At 62.7% G+C, this 17392-nt stretch carries 15 protein-coding genes; 9 read left to right on the top strand and 6 right to left on the bottom strand.

The genetic code is table 11. The annotated features are described in order from the left end of the window. Positions 1 to 165: 165 nt before the first annotated feature. The 6 genes from M1L53_RS04530 to M1L53_RS04555 all read left to right on the top strand — a co-directional run bounded on the left by M1L53_RS04530 (position 166) and on the right by M1L53_RS04555 (position 6571). Positions 166 to 1788: an ABC transporter substrate-binding protein gene (locus M1L53_RS04530; RefSeq protein ID WP_054188023.1), complete on the top strand. Its 1623-nt coding sequence runs from the start codon at positions 166 to 168 to the stop codon at positions 1786 to 1788. Further along, positions 1785 to 2819: an ABC transporter permease gene (locus M1L53_RS04535; RefSeq protein ID WP_007734398.1), complete on the top strand. Its 1035-nt coding sequence runs from the start codon at positions 1785 to 1787 to the stop codon at positions 2817 to 2819. Before M1L53_RS04530 ends, M1L53_RS04535 begins: the two co-directional genes overlap by 4 nt. After that, positions 2812 to 3633 carry an ABC transporter permease gene (locus M1L53_RS04540; protein ID WP_054188024.1) on the top strand — a complete coding sequence of 274 codons (822 nt, stop codon included), beginning with the start codon at positions 2812 to 2814 and terminating at the stop codon, positions 3631 to 3633. Before M1L53_RS04535 ends, M1L53_RS04540 begins: the two co-directional genes overlap by 8 nt. Next, positions 3630 to 4547, top strand: a complete 918-nt coding sequence (locus M1L53_RS04545; RefSeq protein WP_054188025.1) for an ABC transporter ATP-binding protein — start codon at positions 3630 to 3632, stop codon at positions 4545 to 4547. The genes M1L53_RS04540 and M1L53_RS04545 overlap by 4 nt, the downstream gene beginning before the upstream one ends. A gap of 1 nt (position 4548) precedes the next feature. Further along, a complete protein-coding gene (locus tag M1L53_RS04550; RefSeq protein WP_054188026.1) occupies positions 4549 to 5196 on the top strand; it encodes an ABC transporter ATP-binding protein in 648 nt (215 codons plus the stop codon). A 70-nt stretch (positions 5197 to 5266) separates the two neighbouring features. Beyond that, a complete protein-coding gene (locus M1L53_RS04555) occupies positions 5267 to 6571 on the top strand; it encodes an HNH endonuclease signature motif containing protein (RefSeq protein ID WP_076948586.1) in 1305 nt (434 codons plus the stop codon). An 85-nt stretch (positions 6572 to 6656) separates the two neighbouring features. Here the strand turns inward: M1L53_RS04555 and M1L53_RS04560 are convergent, their stop codons facing one another. Both M1L53_RS04560 and M1L53_RS04565 read right to left on the bottom strand, forming a co-directional pair. Continuing rightward, positions 6657 to 8795, bottom strand: coding sequence for a glycosyltransferase family 39 protein (locus M1L53_RS04560; protein ID WP_054188099.1), 2139 nt, complete (start codon positions 8793 to 8795; stop codon positions 6657 to 6659). Continuing rightward, the gene (locus M1L53_RS04565) at positions 8792 to 10033 is read right to left on the bottom strand and encodes a glycosyltransferase (protein WP_007734387.1); all 1242 of its coding nucleotides are present in this window, start codon (positions 10031 to 10033) and stop codon (positions 8792 to 8794) included. The genes M1L53_RS04560 and M1L53_RS04565 overlap by 4 nt, the downstream gene beginning before the upstream one ends. Before the next feature lie 87 nt (positions 10034 to 10120). Here M1L53_RS04565 and M1L53_RS04570 point away from each other — a divergent pair, with 87 nt between their 5' ends. The 3 genes from M1L53_RS04570 to M1L53_RS04580 all read left to right on the top strand — a co-directional run bounded on the left by M1L53_RS04570 (position 10121) and on the right by M1L53_RS04580 (position 12476). Next, positions 10121 to 10549, top strand: coding sequence for an HIT family protein (locus tag M1L53_RS04570; RefSeq protein ID WP_054188098.1), 429 nt, complete (start codon positions 10121 to 10123; stop codon positions 10547 to 10549). Positions 10550 to 10787: 238 nt separating this feature from the next. Then, entirely contained in the window at positions 10788 to 11423 is a 636-nt protein-coding gene (locus M1L53_RS04575; RefSeq protein WP_054188097.1) for a ScbR family autoregulator-binding transcription factor, read from the top strand. A 156-nt stretch (positions 11424 to 11579) separates the two neighbouring features. Beyond that, a complete protein-coding gene (locus M1L53_RS04580; RefSeq protein WP_054188096.1) occupies positions 11580 to 12476 on the top strand; it encodes a serine hydrolase in 897 nt (298 codons plus the stop codon). Positions 12477 to 12547: 71 nt separating this feature from the next. Here M1L53_RS04580 and M1L53_RS04585 read toward each other — a convergent pair whose 3' ends face one another. From M1L53_RS04585 to M1L53_RS04600, 4 genes are all read right to left on the bottom strand, one after another. Further along, positions 12548 to 14167: a CdaR family transcriptional regulator gene (locus M1L53_RS04585; protein WP_003945928.1), complete on the bottom strand. Its 1620-nt coding sequence runs from the start codon at positions 14165 to 14167 to the stop codon at positions 12548 to 12550. Positions 14168 to 14214: 47 nt separating this feature from the next. Then, positions 14215 to 15330: an o-succinylbenzoate synthase gene (gene menC / locus M1L53_RS04590; protein WP_054188095.1), complete on the bottom strand. Its 1116-nt coding sequence runs from the start codon at positions 15328 to 15330 to the stop codon at positions 14215 to 14217. After that, positions 15327 to 16199 (bottom strand): GNAT family N-acetyltransferase, encoded by an 873-nt coding sequence (locus M1L53_RS04595; RefSeq protein WP_261949203.1) that lies wholly within the window; start codon positions 16197 to 16199, stop codon positions 15327 to 15329. Before M1L53_RS04595 ends, menC begins: the two co-directional genes overlap by 4 nt. A 68-nt stretch (positions 16200 to 16267) precedes the next feature. Then, on the bottom strand, positions 16268 to 17362 hold the full coding sequence (locus M1L53_RS04600; protein ID WP_054188093.1) for a M20 family metallopeptidase: 1095 nt from the start codon (positions 17360 to 17362) through the stop codon (positions 16268 to 16270). Between the last annotated feature and the right edge of the window lie 30 nt (positions 17363 to 17392).

Below are 17392 nucleotides of genomic sequence, written 5' to 3' on the forward strand. Positions count from 1 at the left end.
CAGACTACGGCCTGCGATAACAGGGCTCTCGGAGTGCCACTGGCGGGGCCAAGGTCCCAGCGTTCGGCCTTTGTGCGAAATATCCGTTTCGAGATGAGATCATATGAATACCTGAATAGGTGAACAGATGTTTTCGTACACCTGTCCACCAAGGAAAGGACACCCGTGAAACTCCACAAACCAGGCGTTCTGACGCTCACCGCAACCGCCGCAATCGGCGCACTTCTGATCACGTCGTGCAGTAGCCCGACTGGCACCGACTCCTCGGGCAACAGCGACGGCCTGGTCTTGGCCGACGGCTACGAGCTGGGCGGCTACAACCCGGTCGCAGGCTTCGGCGCTGCCGGTGAGGCCAAGATGTACGACGGCCTCGTCCGGCTCACCGGAGGGACCGGCATGCCGGGATTCGAGCCGTCTCTGGCCGCGGAGATGCCCACTGCCAATGCCGACGCGACAGTCTGGACGGTCAAACTCCGCGACGGGGTCACCTTCTCCGACGGGTCGACCTTCGACGCCGACGACGTGGTTGCCACGTACAAGGCGATCCTCGATCCCGCTTCCGCCTCCGAAGCGCGGTCGTCGTACGACATGATCAGCGACGTCGTGGCCGTCGACGACAGCACAGTCGAGTTTCGTCTCGCCTACTCGTATGCGCCCCTGCTGACGAAGATGCTGATCGGCATGGTCCCGTCGGAATCCCTCGCGACACCCGGACTGGCCGCCGAATCGCCGTTGAACACCGCGCCTGTCGGTACGGGTCCGTACACACTCGTCGATCTCTCACCGGATCGAGCGGTCTTCGAGGCGAACGAGAACTACTGGGACGGTGCACCGGAGATCAAGAAGCTCACTCTCCTCTACGTTCCGGACGACAACACCCGCGCCCAACGTATGGTATCCGGCGAGATTGACGGAACCAATCTCCCTCCACTGCTTGCCAATACGTTCTCGGGCAAAGACAACATGTCGGTGACTGCCCATCAGTCAGCGGACTGGCGCGGTCTCTCACTTCCGACGAACAATCCCGTGGCAGGCGACAAAGCCGTACGGATGGCGCTCAACCTCGCCGCCGATCGCCAGTCGATGATCGACAACGTCCTGGGCGGACACGGCCGCGTCGCCGCCACTCCGATCCCCGAGGTCTACGGCGATTCGTACAACCCGAACGCAACCTTCGCCTACGACCCGGCCGAGGCCGAGCGAATTCTCACCGAAGCGGGCTGGATCGAAGGTGCCGACGGAATCCGTTCGAAAGACGGTCAGCGGGCGCAGTTCACGATCATGTACAACTCCGTCGACACCGTTCGACGTGATCTCGCTCAGGCATTTGCCTCCGATGCTCTCGCTGTCGGCATCGAGGTGGATCTCGAAGCGCTCTCCTGGGACCGCATAGACCCTCGAATCAACCAGGATTCGACGCTTCTCGGTGGTGGAGACGAACCTTTCGATCCAGACACGCAGGCGTACGACGCGCTGAACTCGAAGTACATAGCGCCCGGGGTCGGCAGCATCTACGACAACGCCAGCGACTACTCCAATCCAGCAGTCGACGCAGGCTTGGAAGTAGGACGCCGCAGCCTGGATCAGGCAACGCGTGACGCCGCGTATCGCGACGTGCAGCAGGCGTACGTCGAGGATCCCGGATTTGTCATCCTCGTATTCCTCGACCATACGTACGTTTCGAAGGATTCCGACTGGCAGATGTCCGGACCTGTACTCGAGCCACACTCACACGGTGTGACCTGGGGCCCGTGGTGGTCACTGCAGACGTGGGCCAGAGGGCAATGACAGCGGTCGACGTTCGGGTAGACGCGCGGCAATCGCTCGACCACCGTGGCAACTCCCGCCGAAAGGCCATCCTCACGATGGTCGGTCGGCGGGCGTTGTTCATCGTGCCGGTGATCGCCGTGGTGTCCGCGGGACTCTTTGCCGCCGCCGCGATCTCACCGTTCGATCCACTTGTCGGCTACCTGGGCACGCGATACATGACGACCAGCGACGCGGACAAAGCGTTGATCGCCGATCAGATGGGTTTCGACAACCCCTGGTACAGCACGTACTGGAATTGGCTCCAGGGCGTGTTCACCGGTGATCTCGGGATCTCCAGATCGTTCAATCAGCCTGTTTCCCAAGTTATCTCCGAGCGTCTGCCATGGACCCTGCTGCTGGTCGGTATCTCGCTCCTCATCGCGATTCTCGCCTCGCTGACACTCGGTGTTCTCGCCGGAATCCGCAGTGGAGGATTCTTGGACAAGACCGTGTCCGGGCTGAGCGTCGTGGTCCAAGGACTTCCGCCGTTTGTCTTGTCGCTGGGTGCCATCGCGCTCTTCGCGTTGACTCTCGGCTGGCTCCCGGTCGCCGGGTTGACCGACGGGGGTGCCGATCCCACACCGGGACAGGTGATCCGGCACTTGGTCCTACCGGTGACGGTCCTCTCCATCTCGCAGATGCCGTGGCTCCTACTCGCGGTCCGAGAATCCGTCGTGGGTTCGAAAAGTGAGGGATTTGTCGCGGGCGCCGTAGCACGCGGAATCCCGACGCCGACCATCACGAAACGCCACATACTGCCGACCTCACTGGCGCCTTTCGTGAACATCGTCGGCGTGCGACTGCCCGAGCTGATAGTCGGGGCAGTGCTGGTGGAAGAGGTCTTCAGTTGGCCAGGGATCGCCGGCGCCATCGTCTCGTCAGCCCGTGACCTCGACATGGCACTGCTCGCGTTCCTCACCGTCGGTACGACATTGACGGTCATGCTCGGCTCACTAATTGCCGACGTCCTCGTTGCAGTACTCGACCCGAGAGTGAGTACCGATGGCTGAACGACGCTTCAAGATCGCCGTCGGCGTGCTGATCCTCGTGGCGCTGTACGCGGCGTTGGTCCCATGGTTGGCCGACGTCGACGACCGAGTCACAGACTTCTCGGCGGCTCGCCTGGCTCCGTCGTTCGATCACCCGTTCGGAACTGACTCGGCGGGCCGAGATCTATTCGTGCGCATAGCTGCAGGCATCAGAACCTCACTTCTGATCGCACTCGCCTGCGCACTGCTCGCCACGGTGATCGGCGTCGCCGTCGGCACTACGGCCGGACTGGTCGGCGGCTGGGTGGACAGGTTCGTCATGCGCGGCACCGATGCCGTCAACGCACTCCCCCACCTGTTGCTCGGCATCGTCATCGTCGCGATGTTCCGTGGAAGCATTGCCGCCATCGTGCTTTCGATCGCACTGACCCACTGGACCCAAGTGGCCCGGATCATCCGCTCCGAGATCTTGAGTCTGCGCGAGCGTCCCTACATCGACGCCGCCATTCTCGCGGGAGCCAGTCGACGTCACGTGATCATGCGCCACCTCGTGCCGGCGACGGCGCCACAGGCTTTGATCGCAGTCGTTCTCCTGCTGCCCCACGCCGTCTGGCACGAATCGACGTTGTCCTTCCTGGGATTCGGCCTTCCCCCGCACAAGCCCAGTCTCGGGACGCTTCTCGAAGAGGCACGCAGTTCTCTGCTCCTCGGCGGTTGGTGGACGCTGGTATTCCCCGCCACAGTTCTCGTGATCGCCACCGTCGCAGTTGCCGTCGCCGGTTCGGCCCTGCGGTCGATGCTCACGCCCCCTCGACCTTCGGAGTTGCGACTGTGAACCACGGCCTGCGCATCGAATCTCTCACCGTCAGGATCCCTCTACTCGGAGGATCGGTAGTTCACGCTGCGAGCGACATCGACCTCGACGTTCAAGCTGGCACGGTGACCGCACTTGTCGGGGAATCGGGGTGTGGCAAGTCGATCATCGCCACCTCGGTCATGAACATGTTGCCGCCGAATGCTTCTCGAACCGGAACGGTCACCGTCGGAACACCGGACCTCGAGATCGACGTCTTCTCCGGCGCCGCGTTCCGTGGGCGGCACGTGGCTCTCGTTCCACAATCCGCCGCAACACATCTCACCCCCGTCCGCACTGCGCGATCGCAGCTACAGGAGACGATCGACGCACTCGGCAGCGATCACACTTGCGATGCCTTGGCACTTCGCGTCGGACTCGAACCGTCGGCCCTGGACTGCTACCCGCACGAACTGTCGGGCGGCATGGCGCAACGCGTGGCCATTGCCGGTGCGCTGGCCGGGAATCCGTCGGTGATCGTCGCAGACGAACCCACCGCCAACCTCGACCGCGAACTCACCGACCACGTCATGGGATTACTTCGAGAGTGCGCGGACGCCGGAGCGGCGGTCCTGCTCATCACCCATGACCTGGCATCCCTCACCCGCAGCGGTGTCGCTGATCGACTTGCCGTCATGTACGCATCACGCATCATGGAGACCGGCCCGGCCGCGCTGGTGTTCAAAGATCCGCTTCACGATTACACCCGAGACCTTCTCGGCGCCTTACCTTCCAGAGGTTTGACTCCCATGCCGGGATCGCCACCGCAACTCACCGATCTCCCCGAGGAGTGCGTCTATCACCTACGACGCCCGGAGTCGAAACAATCCGGTGGCCCGACCGAACTCGTCACATTGGGTGACCGCACGTACCGAACGCTGCGGAAGGTGGGCTGACATGAGTTTGCAAGCTCTGGGAATTACCAGCGGTTACCACCGGAACCGACCGGTGCTCGAGAACGTCTCGCTCGAAATTCCGCCGAGAAGGCTGATCGGCCTGAGCGGGACTTCGGGCACCGGAAAAACAACACTTGCAAGGATTCTCGCCACGTTGGACGCACCGTGGTCAGGCGAGGTGCGGATCGACGGATCACCCGTTGTGGGTACCAAATTCTCGGTACCCGCGGCACTACGCGGCACGGTGTCCATGCTGTTTCAGTCACCTCGCGCATCGACCGACCCTCGGCAGACGCTCGCCTCGATCATCGGCCAACCCGGTGACATTGCCAGTAGGTCAATCGATGTGGCCGCGCTGGCAGCAGAAGTGGGCCTCACTCCCGATCTCTTGTCGCGCAGACCACACCAGGTGAGCGACGGCCAACTACAGCGCGCCTGCCTGGCGAGATCGCTGGCGCAACAACCGAAATACCTCATCTGTGACGAGGCGACGGCGATGCTCGACGCCGCCACGACGGCCGCGCTCATTCGGTTGATCGAGAGTCGCGCCGCCGAAACCGGCGTCGGCGTATTACTCATCAGCCATGATCGCGAATTGCTCGGCGCCTGCTGCGACGTTGTCCACGACCTCGACATTATTAGCGCTTAGCCCCTGCGAAATCGGCCCTTGACTCGAACACGTGTTCGAGTATGGTTTGGGGAGGGGATCGGGGGATTCAATGAGCGTCTTGTTGTCGGATGTGGTGTCTGGTTCTGCGGTGGGGTTACGCGGACGCCTGTGGCAGTTGACTGCTGCCGAGTTGCGTGCTGCTGCTGTCGAAGCGAGTGCGGAGATTCTGCGTCTCGAGGCTGTGCGGGTGGCGGTGGTGGACGAGTTGTCGTTGCGCCCGGATGATCAGGTGATTGCCAGTCGCGGGGTGGGTGCGTGGTTGGCGGCTAACACGATGCTGCAGGTTCGGGACGGGAAGAAGATCGCCGCGTTGGGTGCGGCGTTGCGGCCGTTTCCGGCGGTGGCTGCTCGGTTCGATGGCGGGGATTGCTCGTTCGATCATGCTGTGTTGATCGTGGCGTTCTGTGAGTCACCGCCGAAGGGGATGCCGGAGGAGGCGCTACCGAAGTGCATCGATTTGTTGTTGGCGGCTGCGTCGGGTGTGGAGGCGACGACGACGAAAGTGCGGAACGTGATCGCGACGTTGGAGCGGTTGTTCGAATCGGATGAGATCCCGCCCGCCGAGGATGTCGATCTCAACGAGTTGCGGATCGCGTCGACGTTGAACGGTCGGGTGGTGGTGCGTGGTGATTTCGATGCCCTGACCGGTGAAATGCTGCTGTCGGCGTTGTCGAATCTGACGATGCCCACCCCGGCACCGGATGGAACCCCGGATGCTCGGTCGGCGGCCAAGCGGACGGCCGACGGGTTCACCGAACTGATCCGCCGGTACCTCGACTGCGCCAAAACCGGCACCGACGGTGGTCAGCGCCCGCACGTGAACGTGCACATCAACGCCCGTGATCTCGCTGAGCATCGGGACTGCGCCGCAGCACCCTCCACTGCTGATGACGGAATGGCTGTGTCGGATCTTGATGTCGGGCACATGCCCTGGCTCGGACCGCTGTCGGTGTCGCAGACCAGGCTTCTCGGGTGTGATTGTTTCCTGTCGACCGTTCTGCTCGACGATCATGGGGCACCGCTCGATGCGCAACCAGGAAAACGGTTGGTCACCGCCGAACAGCGAGTGGCGTTGATTGCCCGAGACAGAGGCTGCGCGTTCCCGGGCTGCACATGCGTGCCCGCCTGGACTGATGCGCACCATATCCGGCACTGGGCGAACGGTGGCCCGACGGTGATGAACAACCTGGTGCTGCTGTGCCGTTCACATCATCGGTTGATGCACCGAAAAGCCGGGTTCGTCGGGAAATGGGTGATCCGAATCGGTGTCGACAACAAACCGTGGTTCATCCCGCCACCCTCGATCGACCCGCAGCAGCACCCACGGCCGGCGAACACCACCTTCAAAACCTGAGGACGAACCTCAGGCATACAACTTCACGCCAGGTCCGCATCGGAGGAAGCACCTCCGATGCGGACCTGGCGTGCGTTCCTGTTGGTCAGCCTGCAACCGTCAAGTCGTAGAGGGTTACTCCGTCCACCGTTGTGGCGGTGAAGTTTTCGGTCACCCACGTCGAGATAGCGGTAGCGGTGCCTTCGGCGTTCATACCGCCACCCATCCCACCGCCGGCGATGAAGAAGTGAATCTTGCCCTCTGCCACGTACTGCTGGAACTGCGCGAGCGTCGGCGACGGATCGCTCCCGTTGAACCCTCCGATAGCCATGACCGGTGACTGCGTCGCAAGCTGATAACCCGATGCGCTGTTGGACCCGATTGCCGCGGCTACCCACGTGAACTGGTCGGAGTTCTCTTCGAGAGTGGACACAACAGCGGCTCCCGGCGTGCTGCCCTGCAGTAGACCACCGGCACCGCCTCCCATTGCGCCCCGCGTTCCGTCGGTGGTCGGCGTGGTACCGCCCGGAACTGTTGCACCACCGGGCATCTGACCCATTCCTACAGGGGGCGTGCCCGGCATTCCGGTCCCAGCCCCGTCAGTCCGACGGTTACCGCCATCAGCCGTGCCACCGAATCCACCGAAGCCTCCGCCGGGCCCGCCCATTCCACCTTCGACGCTCGGTCCGGCCGAAACTATGGAACCGGTATGCGGAGTGTTGATCGTGTCGATCGCGTATGCAGTCGGACCTGCCAGACCGGTGAAGATCGCTGCGAGAATCACTGCCACAGCCAATCGACCTCGCGTCACTGCCGGAATCAGCACTGCCACGGCACTGACGATGCCGACCACCAGAATGGTCCAGCGAAGCCACGGTACGAACGAAGGCGAGCGTCCGAGCAGTACCCACGCCATCGCGACGGTTGCGGCCAAGGACACCGCCAGAATGATGCGAACCCAGAGGACGTCACGATGACGCCACGCCACTACCGATCCTGAACCGATCAGCGCGGCGATCGCCGGCGCCAGCGCAACGGTGTAGTAGGCGTGGAAGATTCCCGCCATGAAACTGAAGGTCAGTCCGGTCACCAACAGCCAGAGCCCCCAGGCGATGAATGACGCACGCTGCGTGTCAGCGCGGGGTGCCTTGCCTCGCAGCACGATTCCAGCCACCAGAAGTATCAGTGCAGCAGGAATCAACCAGGCGATCTGTCCGCCCTGGGCCGATTCGAACAGTCGGGTAATGCCGGTACTCCCCCACATACCACCGCCGGCCCCACCACCTGGTGCCATACCTCCCCCGGCCATACCACCTGCGGCCTCGCCCATGCCGGGGAAACCGCCCGCAGCAGCGCCGGCCGCAGCATCACCAGCACCGCGCATTCCGCCGCCGCCGACGCTTCCGGTCTCGTTGCCGCTCAAGCGCCCGAGCCCGTTGTAGCCGAGCGTCAGTTCGAGAATCGAATTGTTCTGTGAACCACCGATCCACGGACGCGAGTCGGCCGGCCACAGTTCGACGATTGCCAACCACCATCCGGCGGAGACGATCAGTCCGCCCAGTGCCGCGAACAGTTGGAGTACGCGCTTACCCAGTTTCGGCGGTCCGGCGATCAGATAGGTGAGCGCCAGCGGTGGAACCACCAACATGACCTGTAATTGCTTTGTCAGAAAACCGAATCCGCAGAAGATACCGACCAACACGAGCCAGCGGGTGCGGCCGTCCTGCACGGCGCGCATCATCGCCCACACTGCTGCGATCATCAGGAGCACCAGCAGAGCATCCGGGTTGTTGAACCGGAACATCAGCGCCGCTACGGGTGTGAGCGCAAGTACCAGGCCTGCGAGGAGGCCGGCGGCCGCACCGAAATACCGTCGAACCGTTCCCCACAACAGTGCAACCGATCCGACCCCGAGGAGTGCCTGCGGCACCAACATCGCCCAGGAATTGAGTCCGAAGATGCGAACCGACAGCGACATCAACCACAGGGACATGGGCGGCTTGTCGACGGTGATCGAGTTTGCAGCGTCCGAGGAGCCGAAGAAGAAAGCCTTCCAAGACACCGAACCTGCCTGTACCGCAGCAGCATAGAACGAGTTGGCCCATCCGGACGCGCCCAGGCCCCAGATGTAGGCGACTCCGGTGCCCACCAACAACACTCCCAGTGCCCACGGTTCCCAGCGCACCTGACGTTGCGGTTCCGGCGCCGGCAGCGGCGCGGCGAGTGTCTCTGCAGTGGCGGTCATCGATTGGCTCCTACGGATTGTGCGGTGCGAAACACCCAGCGCAGTGCGATGAATCGACTGACTGTGGCAACAAGATTGGCGATGACGAGTACGGCAAGCTCCACGTGCTTGGAAGCATCGGGCGCCATGACGTCGAGCACGAACAACGATCCGCTGGTGAGCAGTAGACCGAACCCGAACACGAGCAGGCCCTGCATCTGGTGACGAGCGGATCCTTCCGACCCTCGGATCCCGAAGGTGAAGGCCCGGTTGGCGGCGGTGTTGAATACCGCGGTCACCAGCAATGCGACGGCGTTGGCCCACTGCGCACCCATGATCGAGTGCAGAGCGAGGTAGAGCAGCGCGTACGCGAGCGTCGAAATGACTCCCACCACGGCAAAGCGTGAGAGCTGCCCGACCATTCCTCGTGGAACTCCGGGAACCAACGGTTCACGTCCGAAACTAGCCCTGAGCTCGGCCAATGGAAGGGAACCAGTAGACAGTGCTCGCCCGACACGGACCACACCTTTGAGGTCGGCAACTGCCGTGGCAATGATGTCCACCCGGCTGTCCGGGTCGTCCACCCAGTCGACAGGGACCTCGTGAATCCGCATGCCCGCTCGCTCGGCCAGCACCAGCAATTCGGTATCGAAGAACCACCCGGTGTCCTCCACCAGCGGAAGTAGTTGCCGTGCAACATCGACGCGCATGGCTTTGAATCCGCACTGGGCGTCGGAGAAGCGAGCATGCAGTGCGCTTCGGAGGATGAGGTTGTAGCTACGTGAGATGAACTCACGCTTGGGGCCGCGCACCACGCGGGACGATCGTGCCAGCCGGGAACCGATGGCGATGTCCGAGTGTCCGGAGAGCAACGGAGCAATCAACGGCATCAGGGCGTTGAGGTCGGTCGAGAGGTCGACGTCCATGTACGCGACCACGTCGGCATCGGAGTCGCTCCATACCTGCCGCAGTGCTCGACCACGACCCTTCGCATCCAGGTGGACGACCCGGACGTCGTCGAATTCTTCGGCGAGGGAACGGGCGAGTGCCAACGTGCCGTCGACACTGGCGTTGTCCGCGATGGTAATTCGTGCAGAGAATGGCACCTGCGTGCGTAAATGCCGGCGCAGGCGCCGCACGCACGTCTCGAGGCCTGCCTCTTCGTTGTATACCGGGACGACCACGTCCAGCACTACAGTCGTCGCGGAGACCTCCTCTGCGTCCGTGCTGCCCGCGGTCTGCATGGCTTCTGTCGTCATGCGTCCTAGATTTATCGGGCCGGCTCCGACGAACCTGCGTCCAGCCTGGGAGTTTCCTGGCAACCGGACGCGGGCTAATCTCGGGATATGCCTTCAGTCTTCAGTGCCATCATCAACGGGGATCTACCAGGACGTTTCGTGTGGGAGGACGAGGACGTCGTCGCGTTCTTGACCATCGCGCCGGTAACGCAGGGCCACGTGCTTGTGGTTCCGCGAGCCGAGGTCGATCAGTGGCAGGACGTGGATCCTGAACTCTTTGCCAAGGTCACCGCTGTTGCCCGCAACCTCGGCCAAGCCGTGCGTAAGGCGTTCGACGCGCCTCGGTCGGGTCTCCTCATCGCAGGTCTGGAAGTTCCGCATCTTCACGTTCATGTTTTCCCCGCATACGACATGGGGAACTTCGACATCAGTGGCGCCGACACCTCGCCGTCACCCGAATCTCTCGACGAGGCACAGTCCAAACTCAAGTCGGCGCTACGCGACCTCGGCTTCGAGGCAACTGTCTCGACTCGTTGATCGCATACCTTCGACCGAATTTCGCTGGCCGATAACTGGACTCCCCGCCGCAGCCTCCAACGGAGGTTGCGGCGGTCGCATTTGTCGCTCCTACCGACCGTGACCTGCGATTGCACACCGAACAGTCCGTTTCGCGCTGTCGCGCGAGCACGAGATTCGCTGCTACCGTGGGTCGCTGGTCCGGGACCTAGGGCCCTAAAACTGGTTCACGTGTTAACAGTCGGAGGACAAGGGAGCAATGCAGGAACGTGCCACGATCAGTCGCCGACAGATTCTTCAAGGTGCTGCTGATCGGTTCGAAGTCACGGGGTACGGCAGCACGAGCATGAATGACATCGTGTCCGCGGCGCAGATGACCAAGGGCGCGGTCTATTTTCACTTCTCGTCCAAAGACGAACTGGCTCAGGCGGTGATCGAAGAACAGCACCAGATCTCGATCAGTGCCTTCACCGCAGTTGCAGCCACAGGCGCACCGGCACTGGAACAGCTCGTCATGGTGTGCCATGAGATGGGCCGCCAACTCGTCGCAGAACCTATTGTTCGTGCGGGAATCCGACTTACCCTCGAGTTGGCCTCTGCCGACGGTTCGCAAGGCCCGTACGTCGCGTGGATCCGCGAGCTTCGAAAACTGGCCGAGGCCGCGAAGCTCGAAGGCGACATCCGCGACGATGTGGAGCCGGAATCGGTGGGTCGCGTGGTGATCTCGGCATTCACCGGCGTTCAACTGGTTTCGAACGTGCTCACCAGACGAAGCGATTTGAACGACCGTATCGACGAATTGTTCACCCTCCTGTTGGCAGGCGTGGTCTCCGACAAGCGACGCAGCGCCGTCGCCGAACTGGTCGGATGTCGCCTCGAAACTTATGCGTCCTGATCCGGAGAACACCCCGACGCCCGGATGATTCGGCGCATCAGCACCGAACCGTGCGCCAACCTTCGTCGATTCGTACAAGACCCCCCGTCGTCGACTCACTATCGTCAGATCCACGAATAACCCAGATACATGGATACCGACGAAAGGGCTTCTCGAATGACCGAAACCGCCACGTACGTTGAGAGCGCACAGCAGGAGATCGCTGCTGTACTCGCCGAAGCGAAGACCGATGCCTACGTCCACGCACGCGACATCGATTCCGGCGAAGAGTTCGGCTACGGCGCGGACGAAGGTGTCATCCTCGCCTCCGTTTTCAAGATTCCTGTTGTGCTTCAGTACGCCCGTGAAGTAGCGGCAGGCACCCTTGATCCGACCGAGCACGCCACGGTGACCTCCGAGTTCCGCTCCGGCGGCATCGGTATCGGCGGCTGCGCCGACGACGTGACTGCAAGCTGGCGAGACCTCGCCCTGCTCATGATGAGCTTCAGCGACAACGCCGCCACGGATTTCTTGTACGAACGTCTCGGACTCGACAACATCGTCGCAACGCTGCGCGGGCTCGGTTTGGAGAAGACCAACTTGGTCCGTGACTGCCGAGGCCTCTTCAAGACGGTCTACGACGACCTCGGCGTCGACAAGGGCACCTTGCTGGAAATGCCCCCCATCGAAATTCTTCGGACAATTTCCGTCATGGATCCCGCCCGCTCCAATTCCAGTACTCCTCGTGAGATCACAATGTTGCTGGCTGCAATCTGGAGGGACGAAGCCGGCCCCGCATCGGCTTGTGAAGAGGTCCGAACCATCATGAGCAAGCAGGTCTGGCCGCACCGCCTTTCGTCCGGTTTCCCCGACGAGGTCACTGTCGCCGCCAAGACCGGAACGCTGGGACTGGTACGAAACGAAGCCGGCGTCGTGGCGTACCCGGACGGCAAGCGTTACGCCGTCGGTGTCTTCACCAAGTCCCACGAGCTCACCCACCGCGCCCCGAAGATCGACGCCTCCATCGGAACCGTCGGCCGCATCGCTGTCGAAGCACTTCGCAACAACAGCTGATCCGAACCCACTGACAAAGAATGCGGGTCGCGCTGAGAAATCAGTGCGACCCGCATTTTTCGGCTTTCGAGCTAGCGTGGACCGCGCAGACGAAGATGCACCATCAACCGGAAGCGGACGTTGGGGTCGTCGAGATCCAACGCGGCCATACCCTTCAACTTGCTGAGACGATACCGAAAGGTGTTGGGGTGCACGTGCAATGACGCCGCGGCGTCACCGACATCACCGAACGCGTTGAGCCACGCATCGAGAGTGTCCACGAACGAGGTCGCATGAGCGGCGTCGTGGCTGGCGATCGCCTCGATCGGTCCGAGGTCCGAGAACCCTTCGGCTGCAGCTTCCGACGCGATCTCCAACAGGATGGCATCGACGTGGACGCTACTGAAGGTGGCGACGCTGCCCGACGCTCGTCCCGCCAACAACACTTCGAGGGCATGTTCGGCGTCGCGCTTCGATCGGCTCAGCTGCGCCGGTCTGGTCACGACCCGGCCGATCCCGATGATCGTGTCGCCGGACGCTCCGGTGCGGTCCAGGAAGTCCGAGGCCACACGGAACGCCTGCAACTCGGCTTCGGCCGGGGAATGCCCTCGCACAGACAGCACCGCGTAGCCGGTTCCGTTGACCAAGGCTGCCGCCGACTGCGAGTGGACGGCGCCGAGGTGCATGGCCAGAGCGTCGGTCAGTCGCACCACGTGGGCGGCATCGTCCGGCTTCGACGATCCTTCGAAAGACCTACGACCCAAAGCCATCACGAGTGCGGGACCGGTCCCGAGACCGAGGCGATTCATCGCGTCGACCGCACCTGACCCACCGTCGAGAAGGGTTGCGATCAGGTCTGCGCGCAGTCGGCGCTCGGCGTCGGCACCGCCGCGCAACCGCAACATCTGCAGCGCGATCAACCCGGCAGAATCGCGCAGAGCACGCATCCGGTCGTCGGACATCGGCTCACCGGTTGCCACCCACATGGAGCCGAGGAACTCGTCGCCGGCTCTGATGGACACGGCGATACGACCCATTTTGGTACCGAGGGTCTCGGCCGAGACCCACACCGGATCGTCGCTGCGATAGAGCCGGTCGAAGACCCCGGCCTCTTCGAGCACTCGAATGTACTGGTCAGGAACTTGCCGCTCCAGAACGGTCGCGATACGTGGACCGTCTCCTTCTTCCTGGCGGCCGGAGAAGGCGATGACCCGTGAGCTGCGGTCCTCGATCGTGATCGGCGCATCGAGAAGTGCGCTGACAGCGTTGGCGAAGGCGAACAGATCGCCGGCCGGGCCGCCTCCGCGTGAGTGGATGTGCCCGACTTCGTTTCGGGCCGAGAGCACCGAATGAAGCAGGCTTGTCAGCTGAACCCACGAGACTCCTCGCGCCAAGGCCAACAGCACGACGCCCGAGGCGATGACGGATTCGCGGTCCGCATCGCTGACCTCGGTGGTCACTCGCGCGACCACCACGCGTACTCCGCGCTCGGCCAGGCCGGCCACGGACTCCGCGATACGTTCGCCTCCGGTGACGCCGACGAGCAGCACCATGGAGTCCGGTGTCGAGGGTGAGTCGTCGTCGGGGTCGTGAATGACCACCGAGGCGATCTCCTGGACCGCCTCCGGGTCGCCGACAACCGGATTCAGCACCGTAGTTCCCACGTCTTCGAGAAGCCGCACCAAACTGATGCGAGGTCGTACGGTGCCCACGTCTATCACTCCTTCGTCCTGTGAACGAAGTGTGTCATAGTGATTCGTCAAAGCCGATCCATGCCGATCCATTCGACCGACGTGGTAATTGCTTCGAGCAGGTCGGGGATCGGTTCGACGCCGATACCCGGTCCTTCCGGAACCTTCACGTAACCGTTGTCGAGTACGAACGGCTCGGTGATGTCTTCGGCGAAGTACCGGTCGGAAGCCGATGTATCGCCTGGTAGGACAAATCCGGGGAGCGCGGCAAGCGCGACGTTGGCGGCCCTGCCGATTCCGGTCTCGAGCATTCCGCCGCACCACACGGCAATTCCGTTGGCCTTGCAGACGTCGTGGATACGACGCGATTCCAGATAACCGCCCACACGTCCCGGTTTGATGTTCACCACGCTGCACGCACCGATTGCCAGCGCGTCGGCGGTGACCTTCGCGGAGGTGATCGACTCGTCGAGGCAGACCGGCGTCCGCATCATCTCGGCCAGCCTGGCGTGGCCACGCAGTTCCTCTTCGGGAAGCGGCTGCTCGATCAGCAGGAGGTCGAAGTCGTCGAGCCGCTGGAGATGGCGGGCGTCAGCCAGGGTGTACGCGGTGTTCGCGTCGACCTGGAGGAGTACGTCGTCGCCGAACCTCTCGCGGACTGCGCGAACCGGCTCGATGTCCCAGCCCGGTTCGATCTTCAGTTTGATGCGCAGGTATCCGGCATCGAGGAACCCGCCTACCTCCTCTAGCAGCTCATCGATCGAATTCTTGATACCCACCGAGACACCCGCGGGTACGCGATCGACTACTGCACCCAGGTACGAAGACATGCTCGTCCCGGCAGCCCGTAACTCGGCGTCGAGAAATGCGGTTTCCAATGCCGCTTTGGCCATGGGGTGCCCGGCGAACTGTTCCATCGTCGCGCTCAGTGCGTGCACGTCGGGATCGGTGAGTTCACCCAGAGACGGAATCAGGAACTTACGAAGGACTTCGGCGGCGCCGTCCGTGTATTCGGAGCAGTAGCGAGGCTCGGACATCGCCACGCACTCGCCCCAGCCCTCCGACTCCGAGGTGACGACCTTGACGAACAACACGTCCTTGGTGGTCTCGGTGCCGAACGAGGTACGGAACGGCGCTTTCAACGGCATTGCCGCCCGGCGTAATTCAACTCCTTCGATCTTCACGATGTAACCTCCGCTGTTGTCCTGCCTGCCTGTGTTCCCGGCGCACGGTCCAGCACGTACTTTCCGGTTCTGGTAGCTGCGAGAACCACTCCGTTCTCGGCGAGCACACCACCGAGAGTCTCGCGGACTGCCAGGCGCCAGTCGTTCGCTGCCGTCGGGTCCGACTTACGCAGTGTGTACACGTCATTCGGTGTAGCCACCGTGACGAATCGATTCTTGGTCGACTTCAACACGGGCAGGCCGGCTTCGGAGACGGACAGCAGTTCGCTCGCCCCCAAGGACTCGGGAGTCGGGACTTCTCCCGAACCGGCGACGACGTCGGCAACCTTGCTACTACCGATTTCCCAGTCGATCAACAACCGGTCGCTGTCTGCGCCGCCGTTGAGGCTGTCGTTCATCGGCGCGTAGAAACGCGGCAGATACTGGATCGGGAACGCACCGAGTTTCGAGACGTTGAAGTAGGCATTGCGTGCGACGAGCGGGTCGAAAGTCCACCGCACGTGGAGAATTCCCCGTTCCAGTGCCCACGCACGCTGGAACAGTTTCAACGCGAGGCCGATGTGCCCGTTCTGCACGTTCGGGAGGATCCCCGTGATGTGCGAATGCAACGAACGGTGTTGCGGTTCCTCGAAGAATGCAACCGAGCCGCCGATCAGATCCCCGCCACGAAACGCGCCGGCGACGTAGTTACCGGAGTGTGCGAGCGCTTTCATCATGTCCCGATGGACGGGAGGGTTACCGCTCTCCGGCTGCCATACCTTCTCGAACAGACCGAATACCTGTTCCAACTCGGCATGCCCGGTGACGGTTTCGATAGTCACACATGCAAGCAGGGCGGCCTGCTCGGCCTGGCTGATTGCTTGCCGCATCCGTGAAGGCGATACACCTCCGAATGGTTGAACGGTCTTGCGTTGGACATTGTTCGGCGACGTCATAGTCACAGTCCTCCCTCCAGGATTCGAGTCACCAGACCGGCCAACAAGGTGGCGCGCGGGATCATCTGATCTATCTCTACGTGTTCTGTCGCTGCGTGGGCGCCACCGCCGACGGCCCCGAGGCCGTCCAACGTGGGAGTTCCTACTGCGGCAGTGAAATTTCCGTCCGATGCACCGCCGACGGCGCAGTCGCGCAGCATCCCCAAGCCGCTCTCACTGCTGACCTGGTGAGCGAGAAAGTACAGCTTCTCCGAAGACACTGATTCCAGTGGTCCACGGTTGGGGCCTCCGGACACCGAAATTCGACTTTCGGCCAGCGCCGGTGTCAGTGCACGGATCGAACGGTCGATGCGTTCCTGTTCCGTCGCCGACCACATGCGAACGTCACACCACAGTTGCGCTTGCGCTGCAACAGTATTGGTGGTCGTGCCGCCACTGATCACGGACGGAACCACCGACGTTCCCGCCGCCGGGTCCGCGAGCTCCACCACGGCCTGAATCTGATGTGCGAGCTCCACTACAGCGTTCACACCTCGTTCGGGTTCCAGTCCGGCGTGTGCAGCGCGTCCCTCGATGTCGACGCAGTACAGCGACATACCCTTGCGCGCGGTCTTCACTGCGCCGTCGGCTGCGGCTTCGAGGACCAGCACCGCGTCGACCTGACGTGCTTGCTCCTCGATCAGTGCGCGCGAGGTCGGGGAGCCGATTTCCTCGTCGGAATTGAGGAGCACGACCACCCCGTCGAGCGACGGAAGCGATGCGAGCGCGTGGAAGAGCTGGACGATGCCGGCCTTCATGTCGAAGACTCCGGGTCCGGTGGCGATGTTGTCGGTGACAGACCAGGGCAACTCCGCGAGCGTTCCGAGCGGCCAGACGGTGTCGAAATGGCCCAGGAGCATCACCTTCGGCTCCGCGCCGAACGACCAACGCAAGTGCTGACGCCCGTCGATGCGGATACGTTCGGGGGTGCTTCCGAGGTGGCGTTCGCCGATTTCGGCCACCACGTCCGCACATGCATCGACTGCGCCGAGATCGGAACTGGGCGACTCGGCGGTTACCAACGCCGCCAGGTCTGCCACCATTGATTTCTTGTCCACTCCGACGCTCTCCTGTCACCGACTTGCAAC

This window comes from Rhodococcus sp. T9N (genome assembly GCF_024436645.1).
Lineage (GTDB): Bacteria > Actinomycetota > Actinomycetes > Mycobacteriales > Mycobacteriaceae > Rhodococcus_F > Rhodococcus_F qingshengii.

Coding starts and splice junctions, on each gene's coding strand:
- M1L53_RS04535 (WP_007734398.1), top strand. CDS start 1,785: ATGACAGCGGTCGACGTTCGGGTAGACGCGCGGCAATCGCTCGACCAC.
- M1L53_RS04540 (WP_054188024.1), top strand. CDS start 2,812: ATGGCTGAACGACGCTTCAAGATCGCCGTCGGCGTGCTGATCCTCGTG.
- M1L53_RS04550 (WP_054188026.1), top strand. CDS start 4,549: ATGAGTTTGCAAGCTCTGGGAATTACCAGCGGTTACCACCGGAACCGA.
- M1L53_RS04555 (WP_076948586.1), top strand. CDS start 5,267: ATGAGCGTCTTGTTGTCGGATGTGGTGTCTGGTTCTGCGGTGGGGTTA.
- M1L53_RS04560 (WP_054188099.1), bottom strand. CDS start 8,795: ATGACCGCCACTGCAGAGACACTCGCCGCGCCGCTGCCGGCGCCGGAA.
- M1L53_RS04565 (WP_007734387.1), bottom strand. CDS start 10,033: ATGACGACAGAAGCCATGCAGACCGCGGGCAGCACGGACGCAGAGGAG.
- M1L53_RS04570 (WP_054188098.1), top strand. CDS start 10,121: ATGCCTTCAGTCTTCAGTGCCATCATCAACGGGGATCTACCAGGACGT.
- M1L53_RS04575 (WP_054188097.1), top strand. CDS start 10,788: ATGCAGGAACGTGCCACGATCAGTCGCCGACAGATTCTTCAAGGTGCT.
- M1L53_RS04580 (WP_054188096.1), top strand. CDS start 11,580: ATGACCGAAACCGCCACGTACGTTGAGAGCGCACAGCAGGAGATCGCT.
- M1L53_RS04595 (WP_261949203.1), bottom strand. CDS start 16,199: ATGCGGCAAGCAATCAGCCAGGCCGAGCAGGCCGCCCTGCTTGCATGT.